General features: G+C 59.1%; 16 protein-coding genes. 13 read left to right on the top strand and 3 right to left on the bottom strand.

Translation table 11 applies throughout. The annotated features are described in order from the left end of the window. Positions 1-11 precede the first annotated feature (11 nt). The 3 genes from ACUNV4_RS14020 to ACUNV4_RS14010 all read right to left on the bottom strand — a co-directional run bounded on the left by ACUNV4_RS14020 (position 12) and on the right by ACUNV4_RS14010 (position 4,921). Positions 12-1,781: a protein kinase domain-containing protein gene (locus ACUNV4_RS14020; protein ID WP_430879193.1), complete on the bottom strand. Its 1,770-nt coding sequence runs from the start codon at positions 1,779-1,781 to the stop codon at positions 12-14. Positions 1,782-1,869: 88 nt separating this feature from the next. Then, entirely contained in the window at positions 1,870-3,339 is a 1,470-nt protein-coding gene (locus tag ACUNV4_RS14015; RefSeq protein WP_430879192.1) for a NarK family nitrate/nitrite MFS transporter, read from the bottom strand. Between the two features lie 487 nt (positions 3,340-3,826). Next, the gene (locus ACUNV4_RS14010) at positions 3,827-4,921 is read right to left on the bottom strand and encodes an alkene reductase (RefSeq protein WP_430879190.1); all 1,095 of its coding nucleotides are present in this window, start codon (positions 4,919-4,921) and stop codon (positions 3,827-3,829) included. Between the two features lie 112 nt (positions 4,922-5,033). Here ACUNV4_RS14010 and ACUNV4_RS14005 point away from each other — a divergent pair, with 112 nt between their 5' ends. The 13 genes from ACUNV4_RS14005 (at position 5,034) to ACUNV4_RS13945 (ending at position 20,460) form a co-directional block, all read left to right on the top strand. Further along, positions 5,034-5,900, top strand: a complete 867-nt coding sequence (locus ACUNV4_RS14005) for a LysR family transcriptional regulator (protein WP_430879189.1) — start codon at positions 5,034-5,036, stop codon at positions 5,898-5,900. A gap of 69 nt (positions 5,901-5,969) precedes the next feature. Then, entirely contained in the window at positions 5,970-7,052 is a 1,083-nt protein-coding gene (locus ACUNV4_RS14000) for an ABC transporter permease (RefSeq protein ID WP_430879188.1), read from the top strand. Continuing rightward, positions 7,049-7,954 carry an ABC transporter permease gene (locus tag ACUNV4_RS13995; RefSeq protein WP_430879187.1) on the top strand — a complete coding sequence of 302 codons (906 nt, stop codon included), beginning with the start codon at positions 7,049-7,051 and terminating at the stop codon, positions 7,952-7,954. The genes ACUNV4_RS14000 and ACUNV4_RS13995 overlap by 4 nt, the downstream gene beginning before the upstream one ends. Positions 7,955-7,956: 2 nt before the next feature. Beyond that, positions 7,957-8,787 (top strand): ABC transporter ATP-binding protein, encoded by an 831-nt coding sequence (locus ACUNV4_RS13990; protein ID WP_430879186.1) that lies wholly within the window; start codon positions 7,957-7,959, stop codon positions 8,785-8,787. Continuing rightward, a complete protein-coding gene (locus ACUNV4_RS13985; RefSeq protein ID WP_430879185.1) occupies positions 8,784-9,545 on the top strand; it encodes an ABC transporter ATP-binding protein in 762 nt (253 codons plus the stop codon). Before ACUNV4_RS13990 ends, ACUNV4_RS13985 begins: the two co-directional genes overlap by 4 nt. Positions 9,546-9,676: 131 nt before the next feature. Beyond that, complete coding sequence (locus tag ACUNV4_RS13980) at positions 9,677-11,389, top strand: hypothetical protein (protein ID WP_430879184.1); 1,713 nt, start codon at positions 9,677-9,679, stop codon at positions 11,387-11,389. Between the two features lie 51 nt (positions 11,390-11,440). Beyond that, on the top strand, positions 11,441-12,763 hold the full coding sequence (locus ACUNV4_RS13975; protein WP_430879183.1) for a ThuA domain-containing protein: 1,323 nt from the start codon (positions 11,441-11,443) through the stop codon (positions 12,761-12,763). A 139-nt stretch (positions 12,764-12,902) separates the two neighbouring features. After that, entirely contained in the window at positions 12,903-13,436 is a 534-nt protein-coding gene (locus tag ACUNV4_RS13970; RefSeq protein ID WP_430879182.1) for a hypothetical protein, read from the top strand. Continuing rightward, positions 13,433-14,191, top strand: a complete 759-nt coding sequence (locus tag ACUNV4_RS13965) for an SDR family NAD(P)-dependent oxidoreductase (protein ID WP_430879181.1) — start codon at positions 13,433-13,435, stop codon at positions 14,189-14,191. Before ACUNV4_RS13970 ends, ACUNV4_RS13965 begins: the two co-directional genes overlap by 4 nt. 139 nt (positions 14,192-14,330) lie before the next feature. Further along, positions 14,331-15,074, top strand: coding sequence for a glycosyltransferase (locus ACUNV4_RS13960; protein ID WP_430879180.1), 744 nt, complete (start codon positions 14,331-14,333; stop codon positions 15,072-15,074). A gap of 72 nt (positions 15,075-15,146) precedes the next feature. Continuing rightward, positions 15,147-16,196 carry an AbrB family transcriptional regulator gene (locus tag ACUNV4_RS13955; RefSeq protein ID WP_430879179.1) on the top strand — a complete coding sequence of 350 codons (1,050 nt, stop codon included), beginning with the start codon at positions 15,147-15,149 and terminating at the stop codon, positions 16,194-16,196. A 252-nt stretch (positions 16,197-16,448) separates the two neighbouring features. Then, entirely contained in the window at positions 16,449-17,444 is a 996-nt protein-coding gene (locus tag ACUNV4_RS13950; RefSeq protein WP_430879178.1) for an ABC transporter ATP-binding protein, read from the top strand. Next, positions 17,434-20,460: a Gldg family protein gene (locus ACUNV4_RS13945; protein WP_430879177.1), complete on the top strand. Its 3,027-nt coding sequence runs from the start codon at positions 17,434-17,436 to the stop codon at positions 20,458-20,460. The genes ACUNV4_RS13950 and ACUNV4_RS13945 overlap by 11 nt, the downstream gene beginning before the upstream one ends. Positions 20,461-20,529 lie beyond the last annotated feature (69 nt).

Raw genomic sequence — 20,529 nt, 5'->3', positions numbered from 1 at the left:
GCATCGGCGGCTCAGTGCAGCAGTAGCGCGATCAGCATGATCAGTGCCGCCGCTGTGCTGACCATGGCCCATCCTCGCCAGAAGTCGATCGAGCCTCGCTGAATCAATGGTGTCCATTGGTCGCCGGATGTCCGGCGATTCATTGAATCCTGCAGACTGCGCAGGAACTCTGTCATGACTTCCGGTCGTTTGCCGGGATCGTGGGACAGGGCTCGCGCCAGGGCTGCACCAGTCGCCTCCGGCAGATCCGGTCGGTAGGATTTGAGGGGTCTCAGCGACCAGTCGAACGGGGCTGAGGGCAACTCCACCCGCTCTTCCAGTGCGAAGGGTACCTGGCCGGCCAGCATCTCATAGACCATGGCAGCAATACTGAACAGGTCGGACAGATTCGTGGCAGCGCCGCCGGTCAGTACTTCCGGGGCAATGTAGTTCAGTGAGCCTTCGGGGACCACATCGTCGTTGGCCGTTGGCAGATCGGAAAAGCCGGTGACCTGTACTGAACCGAAATCGATGATCTTCACGGTGCCGTCCGGGGCGAGTATCACGTTCTCGGGTTTCAGGTCACGATGCACCATGCCCAGTCGGTGGAAAGTGCGTGTTGCCGAGATCAGTGAGCTCAGTATGGGCAGGATATCGGCCACGGAAGGCCTCGGGCTGCGATCCATCCACTGGCGCAGAGTCTCGCCCTGAACCCACTCGGCAATGTAGTAGAGGAAGCGGGTTTCTTCGTGGTCGTGGATCTTCATGATCTGCGGATTGTCGATACGGCGTCCTACCCACTGTTCGAGCATGAAGCCTTCGAGGTACTGGATGCTGTCCTCGAAGTTCTTCGATGGGGCCTTGAGCACGCAGATGGCATCGTCCGTGGTACGTCTGACCCGATAGGCATGACTGCGAGTGGAGGAATGCAGCACCTCCTGCACCACATAGCCGTCTATCCGGTTGCCGGGCTTCATCACCGGTGGGATGGTCTGTGTGGTCAGTCGCTGATGGGCCTCGGTCAGCGTCTCCGACGGGATGTCTTCGACTTGTAATATCAGTGCCGAGAGATTGTCCTCGCTGCCGGCTTCGGTGGCGGCATCACACAATGCTCTGGAAGCGTCTTCCAGGTGGGCTTGCGTCTCGAGTGGGCGGTTCAGAACGGCCTTGATCTGTGCGGGCGTCAGCACACCATGCACACCGTCGGTGGTCAACAGGAAGACATCTCCGGTCTGAAAGCGTTCCTGGATGTAGTCTGCCCGGACATGCGGTTCGGCACCGAGTGCGCGTGTCAACGTCTCGCCTGTGCCCATGAAGGAGGCGTTGTGATCCTCGGTCAGTGTCTGGATCTCGCCATCTCGCAGCAGCATGCAGCGGGTGTCGCCGATGTGAATCACATGCGCCGTATTCGATCTCAGAATCAGGGCGGTAAAGGTGGTGACCTTGCCATCGCTCTCCGGCATGCCGGTGGCATTCTGTGAGTAGAGCCAGGAGTTCAGTGCCGTCAGCAGACGCGCGGCGCACCCCTGAATCCGCCAGCTTTCCGGTGTGGCGTAATAATCCTGAGCGAACTGGATGACCGATGTTCTTGCCGCGACATCGGAGTTGTGACCGGTGGAGATACCATCGGCGATGCACCCGACCACACCCTTGACGTGCATCTCGTAGGTGTTGTCGGGGATGCGCCCGGCGATGGCGTCGTCATTGCGTTCCTTGGGGCCGATGCGTGAACAGCCACCCATGACCACCTGCAACGGCCGCGCGGGGAACTGACCGGGGATGCGCTTGTGGCCGTTGCTCATTACTGGTCTCCTTACCCCTCGGGACACGACATTGCGCGGACCGCCAGCTTGCGGTCCACGCAGGGTTCATGTCGGGTCATGCAGTCATTCAGGCTGTGCGACCGACATTGATGATTGTAACGGAACCATCCTCGTCCACTTCAGCGATTTCACCCTCGGGCTCTTCGAGATACAACAGAGAGACAAATCCGAGCACTGCAGTGGCGGCAATCACCATGAAGAAGGTGGAGGCATCCACCAGAGAGAAGATGATGAGGTAGATGACGGCGCCCACATTGCCATAGGCACCGGTCATGCCGGCAATCTGCCCGGTAAGCGAGCGTTTGATCAGGGGCACCACGGCAAAGACAGCGCCTTCACCGGCCTGTACGAAGAAGGAGCAGGCCATTGCCGCGACCACCGCCAGCCAGACAGGCCAGGTGGAATCGACCGTGCCCATCAAGGCATATCCGACAGCCAGGCCGCCGGTGAGGATGAGCAGGGTTTTCTTGCGCCCGTATCGATCAGAGATCAGTCCACCGCCCGGGCGCGACATCAGGTTCATGAAGGCGTAGGCCGAGGCAACCATGCCGGCGACCACGGCAGACAGACCGAAGGTCTCGGTAAAGAACAGGGGCAGCATGGAGACCACGGCCAGCTCGGAACCGAATGTGGCGAAATACAGAATGTTCAGAATGGCCACCTGCTTGAACTTGTAGCGCTGGAACTCGGGGACCTCTTCGCTGAATACCTTGCGATTGGCACGGAAGGTCAGCATCGAGTCATAGACGTAGAGCAGCAGCAGACCGAAGAAGATGACGTACATGATCGGGGTGGAGAAGATCTCGACGTTCTTCAGACGCCAGGCCAGTGCACCCAGCGCAAGGTACAGGGGCACCTTCATGATCAACAGGAACCAGAAGTCTTCCTTCGATGTGACTTCCATGGCCGTGGAATTCTTGGGGCGAAAGTACTTGGACCCTTTCGGAACATCGCTGACCGAGAAATAGTAGACGAAGCCGTAGATCAGTGCCATGAGCCCGGTCAGGCCGATCGTCCAGCGCCAGCCGTCATCGCCACCGAAAAACAGCGCGATGGTCGGCAGAGTGAAGGCTGCAGCGGCAGAACCGAAATTGCCCCAGCCGCCGTAGATGCCTTCGGCCGTACCCAGCTCATTGGAGGGGAACCACTCCGAGACCATGCGGATGCCGATGACAAAGCCTGCCCCGATGAATCCCAGTGCGAAACGCGCCAGTGCCAGCTGTGTGAAGCTGTCGGCAACGGCGAAGACAAAGCAGGGAATGGAGGAGATGATGAGCAGGCCGGAGTAGACCCGACGAGGACCCAGCTGATCGGTCAACATGCCGATGATGATACGTGCCGGAATCGTCAGAGCCACATTCAGAATCAGCAGCGTGGTGATCTGCGAGCGTGTCAGTCCGAGACTTTCCTGGATATGACCGAGCAGTGGCGCCAGGTTGAACCAGACGACAAAGGTGATGAAAAACGCAAACCAGGTGAGATGCAGCACTTTCATCTTCCCGGTGAACGAGAAGATGTTGAATCCCGAAGATGACATAGACGAATCTCCACTGAGTGACGACCCGGGGTTCCCCCCGCGCTGGTCGTTGCTGCACGATAGGCAAGTGTTGATTGTCGGATCTGACAAGGCGTCTTGCTCTGGACTGCAGGCCGTCGCCAGACTTGCAGAGAACGTGATGACTCTGACAGGAATGGTGGTGCCAGCAGTTGAAAGATCCTTTCCGATTCAACCTTGCATGACGGTTGCTGCAACGAAAAATAGTTACCTGAATCAGGTAATTACGAGTCGATGTTAGCAGTCTGCCTGTCTGGATCTGGGAGTCGAGGGCAAGGCTGTTGTTCGCATCCCGATCATGTTCGATTCTGGATGCGCTGCCCTGATTGAGGGCGTCTGAAGCCGCGCCTGCTGGCGTTATTGCACTTGCGTGGTGCGCCCCATCAGTGCTGATCAGAGGTTATTAAAATCGAGCGACAGGATCAGGCTTGCAATATACTTCTTGCAGCTTGTGACTGACCTCGGTGATCTACGCCATTGATCGTGATGGCATCGGCGCGTAGTCTGTGTAGCCTTCCGCGCCAGGGGTGTAGAAGAACTCGCGCCTGGGAGTAGCCAGTGCGCTGTCCGTGGCAAATCGTGCAACCAGGTCCGGGTTGGCAATGAACGGGGTGCCGAACGTGACGCCACTGGCCAGGCCATCATCCAGTGCCTGTTGAGCTGACTCTCTGCAATACCCTCCATTCACCAGAAGCGGGCCGTCAAAGCAGCGGCGCAACAGCGGTGTCAGAAACTCCATCGCATCCATGGCCTTGTCGGTACCGGGTCGATGTTCCAGCAGATGCAGATACGCCAGACCCTGACCATTGAGCAGTCTGCACGCCCGCGTGAAGGTCTCCCGGTATTGGCTGTCGCTGATGCCCCAGGAAGCGTTGGTGGGTGACAGACGAACGCCCACTTTATCCGCGCCGATCTCGGTGCAGACGGCCGCGACCACTTCGCGCAGGAATCGCAGGCGATTGTCGATCGAGCCGCCGTATTCATCGTTGCGCCGGTTGCTGCTGTCGCGGTTGAACTGATCGATCAGAAAACCATTGGCCGCATGAATTTCGACGCCATCGAGTCCGGCATCGATGGCACGCCGAGCCGCACGGGCAAAATTTCCTACCTGTTCTGCGATTTCCTCCACGGACAGGGGTCTGGCCGCCACCAGCTGGCGATCGCGCCCACGGGGAGTGGTCAGCATGCCCTCGAGACGGACGGCAGACGCGGAGACGGGTTCTCGTCCATCGAGAAAGTCGGGATGCACGGTGGCCCCCATGTGCCAGAGTTGTACGAAAATGCGTCCGCTGGCCTGATGAACCCGGTCGGCCACGTTCCACCAGCCGCTCTGTTGCTCATCATTGTACAGGCCGGGCGAGTTCAGCCAGCCACGACCGTCAGCACTGACGGCGGTAGCCTCGGCAATGATCAGTCCTGCGCTGGCTCGTTGCGCGTAGTAGTTCGCCATCAGCTCTCCGGGAATTCCTGCACTGCCGGCGCGACCGCGAGTCAGCGGAGCCATGATGATGCGATTCTTCAATGCCACCGATCCGAGGTTCAGGGGTGTGTGGAGTGTTGTCATGGGTGTCTTTTTCTCGATCGTGTTTGCAGGTGCTCCGGACAGCGATTGTAGGAAGCTCTGAGGTGATGATAAATTCGCAATAAATGCATGCCATCTGTGCAAAAATGCACACATGAATCACTGGGATGACATCCGCTATTTTCTGGCCGTGGCGCGCTCCGGTAGTGCATCGGGCGCGGCGAAACGGCTGGGCGTCAATCATTCCACGGTCACCCGGCGCATCCAGAGCTTCGAGCAGAAGCACGGGGTGGAGCTGTTCATTCGCCAGCGTGACGGCTACGAGATGGCAGAGGCTGCCTACACCATTCTCGAGCAGGCGCAGCAGATGGAGGAACAGACGCAGCAGATTTCACGCACCCTGTATGGCCGCGACAGCCGACTCGAAGGACCGATCAGTCTGACCATGACGCACGACATGTTCGAGTATTGCCTGGCGCCGGATCTGGCAGACTTCCAGAAGCAATGCCCTGCCATACAACTGAATCTGACCGTCAACCCCGGGCTGCGAGACCTTGCCGGCCGTGAAGCCGATCTGGCCATTCGGCTGACGCAGGCACCGCCCGATTATCTGGTCGGGCGCAAGGTGGCAGGTTTGCAGCACGGTATCTACTGCAGCAGAAGCCTGCCGGTCGAGGATGCTGTTCCCGTGGTGCAGTGGAGCAGCGAGGACTCACTGCCGGAGTGGGCCACCACGCATTTCCCGAGCGCCTATACCGCCATGCGGGTGGATACGCTATCGAGCATGTACGCGGCTGTGAAAGCAGGCGTCGGGGTGGCTCGCATGCACTGCTACATGCCTGACGGGCTCGGCGATGAAGAGGTGAAGAAACTGCCTATTCGCCTGCCACGTTCCGACTGGTCGGTATGGGTTCTGAGTCACACGGATCTGCGCAAGACCCGGCGGGTGCAGCGTTGTCGTGAATTCCTGTTGCAGAGGCTGAAACTCAAACAGGGGCTTTTCGAGGGCGAGTCGTTCTGATGATCTGCATCGCGTGGTCGCGTGACAATTTGAGGCTGGGTCGGCCTGCACTCCGGTATGCTGCCTGTCATGTCATCCCCAACTGCAAAGCTGCCCGCTTCCACGGGTAATGTGACAACGCGGCGCGAAGCTCGCTGGCTGGTCATCGTCCGAAAGCTGCTGAGTTTTCTGCTCGTTGTCGCGTTGACCTTTCTGGCGTTGTTGGCCGTCACCTTCTTCATCGGTCGTGTCATTCCCATCGACCCGGTGCTGTCGGTCGTCGGGGATCGTGCCACCAATGAAGTGTATGAAGCCGCGCGGATAGCCATGGGACTGGATCGACCGCTGATCCTGCAGTTCTTCTCCTATGTGGGGGATGTTCTCGGGGGGGATCTGGGACGCTCGGTGTCGACCAATCGCGAAGTCATCAGCGATCTGGCTCGAGTCTTTCCGGCCACGCTGGAGATGGCCACCATCGGCATCATCATCGGGGTACTCATCGGTGTGCCCATGGGAGTCTTTGCCGCGAGCCATCAGGGCAGCTGGGTCGATCACATCATTCGCATGCTGGCTCTGTCCGGTTATGCCGTACCGGCGTTCTGGCTGGGGCTGGTCGGCCTGGCGCTGTTCTATGCCAAGCTTGGCTGGGTGGCCGGGCCAGGGCGCATGGATGTCTATCTCGAAGGGCTGATCGATCCGGTATCCGGCCTGCTGCTGGTGGACAGTCTGCTCGCCGGGGATACGGAAGTGTTCTGGAATGCGGTCAGCCATATCACTCTGCCGGCGTTCATCCTCGGTTTCTTCGCGCTGGCCTACATCGCACGCATGACACGCTCCTTCATGCTGGATCAGCTCAGTCAGGAGTACATCACCACGGCCCGCGTCAAGGGTGTGCCTGGCTGGCGGGTACTGTGGGTGCATGCCTTTCTGCCGATTCGCGTTCAGCTGATCACGGTCATCGGACTCTCCTATGCCGGTCTGCTGGAAGGTTCGGTCATGATCGAGACCGTGTTTTCCTGGCCGGGAATCGGCAACTACCTCACCGTGGCCCTGCTCAATGCCGACATGAACGCCGTCCTGGGTGCCACACTGGTCATCGGCATGGTCTTCATCATCATCAACAAGCTGTCCGATGTGCTCTACGGTCTGCTGGATCCGAGGAGTGTCCGATGAGCCGTCTGCAACAGTGGCTGAGCAGTGAGTCACCGGAATCCCGTTGGCAGGCCAGTCTGGGGCGCAGCTGGCGTCTGCTGCACATGCTGCTGAAGAATCCGCTTGCCCTGCTGGGTTCCCTCATCATCATCGGCCTGATTCTGGTGGCTGCCTTCGCCCCGTGGATTGCGCCGCAGTCACCCATCGGCCAGGACCTCGGAAACCGTTTGCTGCCGCCGAGCAGTGCACACCTCATGGGCACGGATGAACTGGGGCGAGACATCTTTTCGCGTGTCATTCACGGTTCACGCATCACGCTGCTGATCGTGGCGATGGTTGCCATCATCTCGGCGCCACTGGGCTTGCTGGTGGGCGCGGTATCCGGTTACTACGGCGGCTGGATGGACAAGTTGCTGATGGGGATCACCGATGTGTTCCTGTCCATGCCTAAACTGATCCTGGCACTGGCCTTTGTGGCGGCGCTGGGACCGGGGATCGAAAACGCCATCATCGCCATTGCCATTACAGCCTGGCCGGTCTATGCCCGCATAGCACGAGCGGAGACGCTGACCTTTCGCCAGTCGGAATTCATAGCCGCGACCCAGATGCTGGGTGCCTCCGATACGCGCATCATCGTTCGACACGTACTACCCCTGTGTACGTCATCGATGATCGTACGCATGACGCTGGACATGGCAGGCATCATCCTGACGGCTGCCGGACTCGGCTTTCTGGGGCTCGGTGCACAACCTCCCTTGCCGGAGTGGGGAGCCATGATCTCGCGTGGACGCACCTTCATACTCGATCAGTGGTGGGTGGCCACCATGCCGGGCATCGCCATCATCGTTGTCAGCCTGGGGTTCTGCTTCCTGGGAGATGGGCTGCGAGATGTGCTGGATCCACGCAACGAGGGGCAACGCTGATCATGGCCATGCTGGAACTGGAAAACCTGCGTGTCTCGTTTCCGTCGGCCGATGGTCCGGTGGATGTCGTGAAAGGCATTTCCCTGTCTCTGGGTCGGGAACGCCTTGGCATTGTGGGTGAGAGCGGCTCGGGTAAATCACTGACAGGCCGTGCCATGCTGAAGCTGATCAACCGGCCTGGCGTCATGCGCGCCGACAGGCTGGAATTCGAGGGAATCGATCTGCTGGGACAGACGGAACGACAGATGCGCCGCCTGCGCGGCGCTCGCCTGTCGATGGTCATGCAGGACCCGAAGTTCTCGCTGCATCCGGTGATGCGGGTGGGTGATCAGATTGCCGAAGCCCTGCGCTGCCATGAGCGGCTGCGCCGACGCGATGTCAAGGCGCGAGTCATCGAGATGTTGCAGAAGGTGCGCATCAACGAGCCGGAAGCGGTCGCGCGACTCTATCCGCACCAGATATCCGGTGGCATGGGGCAGCGAGTGATGATCGCCATGATGCTGATTCCGGGGCCGGACTTGCTGATTGCCGATGAGCCCACCTCGGCGCTGGATGTCTCGGTACAGGCCACGGTGCTGGATCTGATCGATTCTCTGGTCAGGGACAATGGCATGGGGCTGATGCTGATCAGTCATGATCTGAATCTGGTGGCGCGCTATTGTGATCGCATTCTGGTCATGAATGCCGGTGAAGTCGTCGAGGAATGTGCTGCTGGCCAATTGCAGCATGCGCAGCACCCGTATACACGGGGCTTGCTGGCCGCCGTACCGCAGATGGTGGAAGAGCGCAGCGAGTTGCCGGTGCTGGACAGAAACCGCTGGAGCGGCACATGAACGCACTGGCACTTGCGGGAGTGAACATTGCCTACGGCAATACTCAGGTGGTGCACGATGTCAGCTTCACCGTGGCCCGCGGCGAGAGCTTTGCCCTCGTGGGGGAGAGCGGTTCGGGCAAGTCCACGGTCCTGAAGGCCATCGCTGCCCTGGCGACCGGCTGGACCGGCTCCATCGAGGTGTCAGGCAAATCTCGTTCGCGTGAGCATGATCGGGAATTTGCCAGGCAATGCCAGATGGTCTTTCAGGATCCCTATGGCTCGTTGCATCCGCGCAAGACCATCGACACCATACTGGCGGAACCGTTGCAGGTGCACGGGCTGGGCAATCGCAATACCCGCATTCCGGACATGCTCAACGCCGTGGGGCTGGACAAGCGATACCGGTTTCGGTTTCCGCATCAGTTATCCGGTGGGCAGAGGCAGCGCGTCGCCATTGCCCGGGCGCTGATGCTGGAGCCGTCCATCATGCTGCTGGACGAACCCACTTCCGCGCTGGATGTGTCGGTACAGGCCGAGATCCTGAACCTGCTGAAGCGGCTCAGAGCCGAACAGAACCTGACTTACCTGATGGTCTCGCACAACCTGCCGGTGGTGGGTTTCATGTGTGAGCGCATGGCCGTGATGCAGCACGGGCGCATCGTGGAGATCTGTGAGACGGCGGCGCTGCGCTCGGGTCAGTTCTCCAGTGAATATACGCGTGAGCTGTATGCGGCAAGTGGTGGATCAGGACCCGGCGCCGAGTCTGCAGGGGCGTGATCATCCTCCCTGGGCATGAAAGGTTCATGCACGGAGAACGCATGTGTCAATGTTGTAAAAAGAGGTAGTAATACCATGGCAGGGCTCGGTGTAGTTGATAATCTCCGCTCGGTATCACCGAGAATCCAGCCATGAAAATTTACCGAACAGGTGCCAGCCGTTGTCAAGCACTGCTGCCACTGCTAGCCGTATTTGCGGGCGCTGCCAGTGCGGCAGATCCGGTTGTTGATGGCAACATCATTTCCTGGGACGATGGTGCCCGATATGAAGTGCGTCAGTTGCTGACAGGAGAGCTGGTCTGTACCGGTGATGACATCTGTCAGGTGTCTGAGGGCCATTATCAGGTGACGCGATATGAAGATGAGACAAGCTCCACTTCGCAGCTCACCGTTGGAAACCCGGCCGAGCTGATCCTGGATGAGAGCAACTTCGAGTATTCCCTCCAGGTCTCTGGTCGCACCATCCGCTGGACGGAAGACGGCTGGCATCAGGTGCAGGACGCGCGGACATACGAGCAAATCTGCAACGGAACGGATTCCTGTACGGTTCCCGAACTGGGTGACTACATCGTGATCAACCATGATCTGGGACTGCGTGCCACGCTTGAAGTGAGTGACGATCCCGGTCCACGAGTCTCCGGCAATACCATCACGTGGCCGAACGACGGTTGGTATCAGGTCAGGGATGAATACACGGGAGCGATAGTGTGCGAAGGGGTGGATGCCTGTAGCTTCGCTGACGGGTCCTACCTGGTCAGTCGTCTGTTTCTGGAAGGGGGTACCACCTGGCGTGTCGTGCTCGGAGATTCGACAGAGCTGCCGATCGAGCCAGTTGTCAGCGGCAATCTGATCGAGTTGCCTGATGATGGCTGGTATGACGTTCAGCGGGTGCTTACCGGGGAAACGGTCTGTCAGAGCGGTGAGGAGTGTACTGTCGAAGATGGCCGGTATCGGGTATCCGGCGTGACTGACGGTGTCAGCACAAGCTGGGATGTGGTGGTCGGTGAACCGGTAGAGCCCGTCATTGACCAGGATGGTTTTCTCCGCGCTCTGCTGGTGTCCGATCGCACGATCAGCTGGTTCGCCGATGGCTGGTATCAGGTGCAGGATGCGAACACCTATGCGCAAATCTGTGGTGGCGGCGATGCCTGCACCGTTCCCGAAGCCGGAGAGTATATCGTCATCAATCACACGCTCGGACTGCGTGCCGAGCTCGAGATCAGCGATCGTTCCGGACCCGTTGTGAACAACAACACGATCAGCTGGCCGCGGGATGGCTGGTATCAGGTAAAGAGCGAGGACAGTGGCCGTGTGCTGTGCGAGGGGGTGGACGCCTGCAGCTTTCCCGATGGCAGCTATCTGGTGTCACGCCTGTACCATGGCGGCGGCACCACCTGGCGCGTCGAGCTCGGCGGTGATCCTGAGCCGGTTTCCGCCCCGACCGTGGTTGCCAACACCATCTCCTGGCCTGATGATGGCTGGTATCAGGTCGAGAACAGAGTCACCGGAGAGATCGTCTGTCAGGGCGGTCGATCATGCACCGTTCCAGACGGCATCTACTGGACGATCCGCTTCCACGACGGTGGCAGTTCGGCCTGGCGCCTCATCGTGGGCAGCCCCGCGGAGCTGACACTGGATCAGTCCGGTTTTGCTGACAGTCTGAGCGTGTCCGGGCAGCTGATCAGCTGGACCATCGGTGGCTGGTATCAGGTGCAGGATGCACATACCTTCGAACAGATCTGCAATGGCACGGACTCCTGTACAGTTCCGGGTGCCGGGCGCTACATTGTCATCAATCACAGCCTGGGCTTGCGTCTGGAGCTCGAGGTGGGTGAGGGGGCATAGTCGGTGATTGCCAACGGTAGGCGCCGAACCGGGATGAATGGCTATGCTGACATGAAGCCTGTCAAAGGCAACTGCCTGCCTGTACGGCGAGCAGTGATACTGCTTCTCTGCACGCTTCTGCTGTCAGCCTGTTCCGGTTCCGGAAATTCTCCGCAATCCGGTGCAGACACGGCAGGTGCTCCGGGAACAGGATTGGATGCCGGTGATGCAGACGGTACGGGAACTGCCGGCGACACAGGACAGATGAGCGATGAGCCCGGAGCGGACACTACGGGCGGACACGTGGATGCAACGGCCGATGACACCGGCTCCGGCAGCGAGGCCGGCATGGGAGACGGTACTCCGGATCCACTGGCAGGCAATACGGTGACCGTCAGGTTCGATATCACGGTGCCTTCTCGTGTGTCTGATGCACTTCAGCTTGAAGTCGTCTGGGGCGATGAAACCCTTGTGGCAAGTTGGGTGGGAGACGAGTACTGGACGGCCACTGCCGATTTTCCGGCTGCCACCGAAAACCGTTTGATCGTGACCTTCTACGATGATAACGGTGGCATTGTGCTGGGCCGTCTTGAGCAGGACTACAGAACGGGCAGTAATGAGTCGGAAGTTCTTGTCATCCTTGCCGATCAGTTCGATACCGCTCTGTGGGACGACGACAACGATGGCAGCAGCAATCTCGAGGAACTGATCGCCGGTACAAGTCCGACCGGATCGGCTCGAGTGCTTCTCTTCAGCGAAACTCGCGGATACCGCCATGAGTCGATAGAGGCGGCCTTGCAGGCGCTGGAAGAGCTGTCTGCATCGTCCGATATCCTGACGGTACGCGCCGAGGATTCGGCAGAGGTGTTCACCGAAGGGAACCTTGCCGGTTTCGATGCCGTGATCTGGGTACTCACCTCCGGCGATGTGCTGGATGCCGATGAGCAGGAGGCTTTCGAGAACTACATTCGCTCGGGAGGGGGCTATGCCGGTATTCATGCGGCCAGTGATACCGAGTACGAATGGCCCTGGTATGGCTCACTGGTAGGTGCCTATTTCGAGCGTCATCCGGAGATACAGACAGCGACCCAGGATGTCGAGGATGGCTCACACCCATCGACGACCCATCTGGGCTCGAGATGGACGCGCACCGACGAATGGTATGACTACCGTGCCAATCCTCGCGCGCAAGTCACGGTACTGCTCAGCCTCGACGAAGACTCGTATACAGGCGGGGGCATGGGAGGTGACCATCCAAGCGCCTGGTATCACGCTTACGACGGTGGGCGATCCTGGTACACCGGTGGTGGTCATACCGAATCCAGCTATGCGGAACCGGAATTTCGTGCGCATCTGCTGGGCGGTCTGCGCTACGCGGCCGGACTCGCCGATTAGGGGGGCTGTCTGTTTGCTGCTCTTGACTGCCGGTCCTGGCTCAGGTCGGCGAGGTCAGGACAACATGAGTGGGCGCGCAAGCGGTAAGCTGGACTTTGTCGATGAGACGATGATCCATCCGTGAGAACGAGATTCTGCCATGAGTACCGACGAGGCCATCCAGCACTTCAATCAATCACTGGCAGTGGCACGCAGCAGTGAACAGGCCTATGCGGCCCTGCACCGGTTGGCAGACGCCTGTGTCGGTGCGAAGCTGTTCACCATCATGGGTGTGGACATGGACGCCATGCTGGCCAGGCGTTCCTATACCAGCGATATCCGCAACTACCCTGCCTCCGGTACAAAACCCATCGCGATGAACAGCTGGTTTGATATCGTGCATGGCAAGCAGGAGAGTTTCGTGGCCAACACCCTGGTCGAAATTGCAGAGGTATTCCCCGACCATGAGCTGATCGGTTCCCTGGGTTGTGGCTCGGTGATCAACCTGCCGGTCATACTGGGAGGCAAGCTGGTGGCGACCGTGAACATGCTGGACATCGAGCACCATTACACGGAGGAACGTGTCGCCTGGGTCGAACGGCAATTGCGCCTTCCGGCGGTGGCGGCCGTGCTGTTCGAGGAATATGCTGGTCTGCTTCGGAAACGACAGTCTGTAAAGGAGACAGGGCGATGAGCGAGAAGGTTGCTTTGGTGACGGGGGCCGCACGCGGCATTGGTCTGGCCAGCACGAAACTGCTTGTCGAACAGGGTTGGCGTGTGGCCATGGTTGATCGGGACACCCAGGAGCTGCAGAAGATTGCGCAGGCGCTGGGTGCCGACAAGGTCAGTGCCTTCTTTCACGATGTGTCCTTGCCGGACGATGTGACGGCAATGATGTCAGCGATTCAGCAGACATTCGAGCGTATCGATGCGGTTGTCAACAACGCCGGTGTTGCCGACTTCGGTCCCATCGAGGAAACGGATTTCGTCCGCTGGCGACGAGTCATGGAAACCAATCTCGATGGGGTCTTCCTGGTCTCGCAGGCCAGCATTCCGGCATTGAAGGCATCGCGAGGGGCATTGGTGAATATCGCATCGATATCCGGGTTGAGGGCATCCACCCTGCGGGTGGCCTACGGCACTTCGAAGGCTGCGGTCATTCAGTTGACCAAACAGCAGGCGGTGGAATTGGGCGAGTACGGGATACGGGCCAACTGCGTCTGTCCCGGTCCGGTACGTACCAAGCTTGCCATGGCGGTTCACAGTCAGGCGATCATCGATGCCTACCATGATGCGATTCCGCTGAATCGCTACGGCAGCGAAAACGAGATTGCCGAGCTGATCACCTTTCTGTGTTCCGAGAAGGCCAGCTACATCACCGGTCAGATCATTGCGGCCGATGGTGGTTTCGAAAGCACCGGTGTCGGCTTGCCGGCCTTGCGGCAGTAGGTTTCTGGCAGCCTGTCGAGTCGGTGGTGGTCAGCCACTCTTGCCATCTGCTGTCATGATCGGCCGGGACGCTGTATCAGGGGCAGGCTTGAGGCGTGGCAAATGATTGCACAGCTCGGCGTTATTGGAGCAGAGACACATGCGTTATTCAGTGATCATACCGGCCTGGAACGAGGCTGCCTTCATTGCAGATACGCTGGAGAAGGTCACGCTTGCAATACGTGCCCTGGAAGCCGGCAGCGAGCATCGGGGCGAGCTGATTGTCGTGGACAACAATTCGTCCGATGATACTGGGCTGATTGCACAGGAGCAGGGTGCGCAGGTCGTGTTCGAACCGATCAACCAGATTGCCCGGGCGCGCAACCGTGGCGCCATGGCAGCGACCGGTGATGCACTGGTTTTCCTGGACGCCGATACGAGCTGCAGTGAACAGCTGTTGCGTCAGGCACTGGACAGACTGGCATCGGGGGGCGTGGTGGGTGGAGGATCTCTCATCGCGGCGGACAGACCGGTCTCTGCCAGTGCCATGCGTGGCTTGCGGTTCTGGAATACCCTGTCGCTGAGCGCCGGATTGGCCGCCGGCTGCTTTATCTTCTGTCGAAGAGATGCCTTTGATGCCGTGGGAGGGTTCAGTAATCGGGTCTATGCCGGTGAGGAAATCTTTCTGTCACGAGGCCTGAAACGCTGGGGCAGGCGTTCAGGCATGCGATTCGAGATTCTCACGACAGATCCGGTCGTCACCTCGGTGAGAAAGCTTGACTGGTACAGCACGCCGCAATTGATCAGGCAGACACTGCTGGTACTGATACCGGGGGCTGTCTTTTCCCGTCGCCTGTGCGGGACCTGGTATGACGACAAGAAGCATGGTCGAATGCAGCCCTGAGCAACTCGTCATGGCTCATGAAAACCGACATGGCAGCCGTTTCACCGGCGGTTCCATGGGGTATAGTCGGGCATGCTTCGATCGATCCAACCCTATCTGCTGACAGTGTCGCTGGGTATTGCCGGTGGCTTGCTGGCATTGCTGCTGCACTTTCCCATTCCCTGGATGCTGGGAAGTCTCATCGTCTGCGCGGTGGCACGCTGGATGGGTGCTCCGGTGGTATCCATGCCCGGAGCACTGGAGCGCTGGATGCGAGTGGCCATCGGAGTCTCTCTGGGGCCATCGGTGGCGGCGAGCATCAGCAGCTCGGGAACCGATCTGCCGTATGCCATTGGCATGGCGCTGGTCGTCACCACTGTCACGGTGGTTCTTGGCATGCCCTGGTTCGAACGCCGCGCCCGTTTGCCCAAACCGGCAGCCTTTCTCAGCGCTCTGCCGGGAGGCTTGACGATGCTGCTGGCACTGGCTGGCGATACCGGCAATCGTGCCGAGGTGCTGATGGTCCATGCCGTGAGGGTGGTCATCGTGGTGGTGTCCATTTCCCTGCTGGCCAGGTTCCTCGGTGTGCCTCCCGAACCGGAGCCCTTGATGGCCAGCCTCGACTGGCACAACGACACGTCTCCGCTGGTTCTGGCAGGCCTGGTTCTGGTCGGTTACTTTCTGGCCGAACGCCTGAAGATGGCGGGCGGCCATGTCATCATCCCGATGATCATGACCACGATTCTGGCACTGTTGACCGATGTCAGCATGGATCCGCCGACCCTGGTCAAGACCCTCGCCCTGTTGGTGTTCGGCATGGTCATCGGTTGTGAGGTTGCCAATGGCCCACGCGGTCGTTATCTGCAGTTGTTCAGCACATCGTCGATATTCACGCTGGCAGTGATGGCCATGGCTGCCGTGTTCTCCCTGATCCTGGTGCGGGTGATCGACCAGCATTTTCTCGTTCTGTTTCTGGCGCTGGCCCCTGGTGGCATTGCTGAAGTGAGTCTGGTGGCGCTGGCACTGGGACTGGATGCCGGCATGGTGGCGCTGGTCCACAGCTGTCGCTTTCTCTACATCATCACGGCAGGACCCGTCGGCTTGAAGCTGCTGCGACGAGCCCTCGAACGCGACGCCTCCTGATCGAACATTTCATCCTCGAAAGTGTTGCCGTGGATGTGTCGTCAAGACCCTTGAAAAATTTTCCGGCAATCCTTAACTGGGACAGCTCAGATTGTCTGATCCTGTGTGCTGACGGTTAACCGTTGCTTCCCGGATACTCTCTGGGCGCAGTGATTCTCGGTCAGCATGCTCTGTCACAAGGGGTAGGCAATCGTCAGGTCGCACGGGTCAGTCACCGTGAGGCATTGGTCGATTCTTGTGAGGAACACAAACATGCTGGATGTACGTTCGGTGAGTCGCCGCTATGGGGACTTCAAGGCGGTGGATGATGTGTCATTTACCGTATCGCAGGGGGAGATTGTCGGTTTGCTGGGGCACAACGGTGCCGGCAAGACGACCATCATGAAGATGCTCAGCGGGTTTCTGGAGCCCGACAGCGGGTCCATCCGGTTCAAGGATGTACCGATACTCGAACACCGAACGCAGCTGCAGCGCGAGCTGGGGTATCTGCCGGAGAACCTGCCCGTCTACCCGGAACTGTCAGTGGCCTCCTATCTTGACTACGCGGCCGAACTGAAGGGGCTTCGCGGTCATGACAAGCGACGTGCCATCCGGCGTGTGCTGGAAGCGACGCATCTGGAAGATCGCTTGCTCTCACCCATAGCCAATCTGTCACGGGGACTGAAGCAGCGAGTGGGCGTTGCACAGGCCATTCTTGGTCAGCCTTCGCTGTTGATCCTGGACGAACCGACCAACGGGCTCGACCCGGCACAGACTGAATCGATGCGTGAGCTGATTCGGCAGATCAGCCAGAGTGCCACGGTGATCCTGTCGACGCACATCATGCAGGAGGTGGAAGCCATGTGCGACCGAGCGTTGATCGTGAGACACGGGACACTCGCGGTGGATGCCGGTCTGAAGGAGCTGCAGAACGGTTCGAGAATCCGATTGCTCAGTTCTGCGGATGAAGCGAGATTGCAGGAAGTCCTCGCCGGGCTTCCATGGCTGGAGTCCCTGAGCAGGATGCCGGCTCGGAACGAGTATCGACTGAATATACGCGATGGCCATGTTGCGGGTGATTGTGTGGCTGAGGCCGTTCGCCGACTGGTAGAGAACGATCTGCCGATACAGGGCATCACGCCGGATGCGCAGGACCTGCAATCGCTGTTTATGGAGGTCAATGCGGACACGACGACGTCCGGGGCCGGCAAAAGCCAGAGTAGCGGTATTCCGAATGCTGACCAGGGCGAGGTGGAACATGTCGCCTGATACCCGACCTCGAGCCTCTCTGGCGATTGCACGCAAGGAGGCGACCCTGTTTCTGTCTTCACCGATTGCCTGGCTTTTCTTCGCCGCCTTCGCTGCAGTCACCTTGTTCATCGTGTTCTGGGGTGAAGCCTTCTTTGCTCGCAACATTGCCGATGTCCGACCCATGTTCGAGTGGATGCCCATTCTGCTGATACTGTTGTGCAGCACCTTGACCATGCGCATGTGGAGCGAGGAGCGACGTAGCGGTACCCTTGAGCACGTGTTGACGCAATCGACACCCTTGTGGAATTTCGTACTGGGCAAGTACCTGGCCTGCATGGGCCTGTTGCTGCTGGCCTTGCTGGTGGTGTTGCCACTGCCGATCACGCTGTCTCTCATCAGCGATATCGACTGGGGGCCTGTCTGGGCCGGCTATCTGGCGACGCTGCTGCTCGGTTCGGCCTATCTGGCCATCGGCCTGTTCGTATCCTCCAGAACCCGGAACCAGATCGTCAGCCTGATTGGTTCGGTGGTGTTGTGTGGTGGTTTCTGGCTGGTGGGCAACTCGCTCATCACGCAGTCGCTGGGGCAATCTGCCGGAGAACTGTTGCAGGCCATCGGTACCGGAGCGCGCTTCGACGCCATTACACGCGGCGTCATCGATGTTTCCGACCTGGTCTATTACCTCAGCCTGAGCATTGTCTTCCTCGTGCTCAATGTGCTGATGCTGGAGCGCGAACGATGGACGCAGACTCAGCGTCGCGGCTCACATCGACGCTGGCAACTGGCGACGGCCTTGCTGATCCTGAATGCACTGGCCCTGAACCTGTGGGTAGGCCAGATGAACAGCTGGCGTCTGGATACCACTCGTGGGCAGCAGTACTCACTGTCCGAGGCGACACGCAATTATCTGTCGCAATTGCAGGAACCGCTGACTCTGCGCGGCTACTTCAGTGCAAGGACACATCCGCTGCTTAGTCCTCTGGTACCGCAGATGCGCGACCTGATGCGTGAGATGGAAGTGGCTGGCAAGGGACGCGTTCGAGTCGAATTCATCGATCCGATGAGCAATCCCGAGGCCGAGGAAGAGGCCAATCGTCAGTATGGCATCGAACCCGTGCCATTCCAGGTGGCCGATCGCTATCAGTCCTCTATCGTCAGCAGCTACTTCGATGTGCTGGTGCAGTACGGCGACGAGTATGAAGTGCTGAGCTTTCGGGATCTTATCGATGTGAAGAGTCGCGGCGAGGCTGACATCGATGTGCAGTTGCGAAACCCCGAATACGATCTGACACGGTCCATTCGCCGTGTGCTGGAAGACTTTCAGTCCTCGGGCAATGTCTTTGCCAGCATTGCAACTCCGGTGACACTGACGGCTTACGTGTCCAGCAACGATCGCCTGCCATCGGATCTGGTCAGGTTCAAGTCCGACATTCAGGATATTGCGCAGCAGCAGGCCGAGGCGTCCGGAGGCAAATTGACCGTTCGCTTCGAGGATCCGCAGGAAAATGGCAGTGTCGTGGCCTCGCAACTGGCCAATGACTACGGGTTGCGTCCAATGAGTGCCGGTCTGTTCAGTAGCGATACCTTCTGGTTTCACCTGCTCCTGTCCGATGGTCAGCAACAGGTCGTGCAATTGCCGCTGGATGATCTGAGTGCGTCGGCTTTCGAAAGCAATCTCGATGCGGGACTGAAACGGTTTGCCACGGGTTTTACACACAAGGTGGGTGTGGTTCTGCCTGACGCCGCAGCGGCCATGCAGCCCGGCATGCCCCCGGCCTCGGTCGGCCAGGATTTTCAGTATCTGCAGGAATATCTCCGTTCGGAATATGATCTGGTGCAGGAGGATATCAGCGACGGAATGGTCAGTAGCGATGTGGAGCTGTTGATACTGGCCGCACCCGAAAACCTGGATGAGAGGTCACTGTTTGCAGTGGATCAGTTTCTGATGAAGGGCGGTACCGTGATCGCGGCAAGCTCTCCTTACAGTGCAAGCCTGACACAAACCGGCATGACTCTGCAGGAGAGAACCTCAGGCATGGAAGACTGGTTGGCGCAAATGGGGATCGACATTGGCAAGCGTCTGGTCATGGATCCGCAGAATGCGGCCTTTCCAGTGCCCGTGTCCCGCAACGTCGGCGGCATGCAGCTGCAGGAATTGCGCATGCTGGATTACCCGTATTTCGTGGATGTCCGTGGTGATGGTGTCAACACTCAGGAGCCTGTCCTGGCGGGACTGGATCAGGTGACGATACCATGGGCATCGCCGATCACCTTGAGCGATGTAGCAGACGGCGACGAAGAGAATGCCGGGGCCGGGGCGTCGGCAGGTGACTCATCGTCACGTCAGGTCTCGATCCTGCTGGCAAGCTCACCCGAGGCCTGGGTGTCGGAATCCACCGACATACTGCCGCGGCTGGATGATCCGCAGGCCTCGAAAAGTAGCCCCTGGCCTGTAGACGGGGACGTTGGTGAACAGATTCTGGCGGTCTCCAGTACCGGACGATTCGATTCGTATTTTGCCGGCAAGCCATCGCCATTGGCGACCTCCGACTCGACGAATGATGTCAGCGATGACGCGGCGAACGGGAATGCCAGTGGTTCGGCAGTCGGCAACACGCCAGCATCCACCGAGAGTGGCGAATCTGCCGAGGATTCAGCGACTCTGGCACAGTCGATGGATACGGTGATCGAGAGGTCCACGGAGGCGGCTCGACTTATCGTCATTGCATCGAATGATCTGTTGCGAGACCAGATCAATCAGATGACAGGCTCTGCCAATGGTACAGCCAATCTCGCCCCCTTCCAACTGATTGCCAATGCGGTGGATGTGGCGCTGGATGACAGTGGCCTGGCAGCCATTCGCAGCCGAGGACAATTCAACCGAACGCTGCCACCCATGGATGAGTCCTCGCAGCGCTTCTGGGAGTACCTCAACTATGTGCTGGCAGCGCTGGCTATTGGAGGCATCTATGCCGTGGTCAGCCTGGCGCGTACTCATCGTGAAAAACAACAACTGGCGTGGTTGAACTCATGAGCAAGCTTGAAGACGATAGACGGAATCATTCTGCAAACGCAAACGCAAACGCAAACGCAAACGCAAACG

This window comes from Granulosicoccus sp. 3-233, from assembly GCF_052681095.1.
The sequence above is the reverse complement of the archived record's forward strand: the minus strand, read 5'-3'. Positions and strand labels throughout refer to the sequence as shown.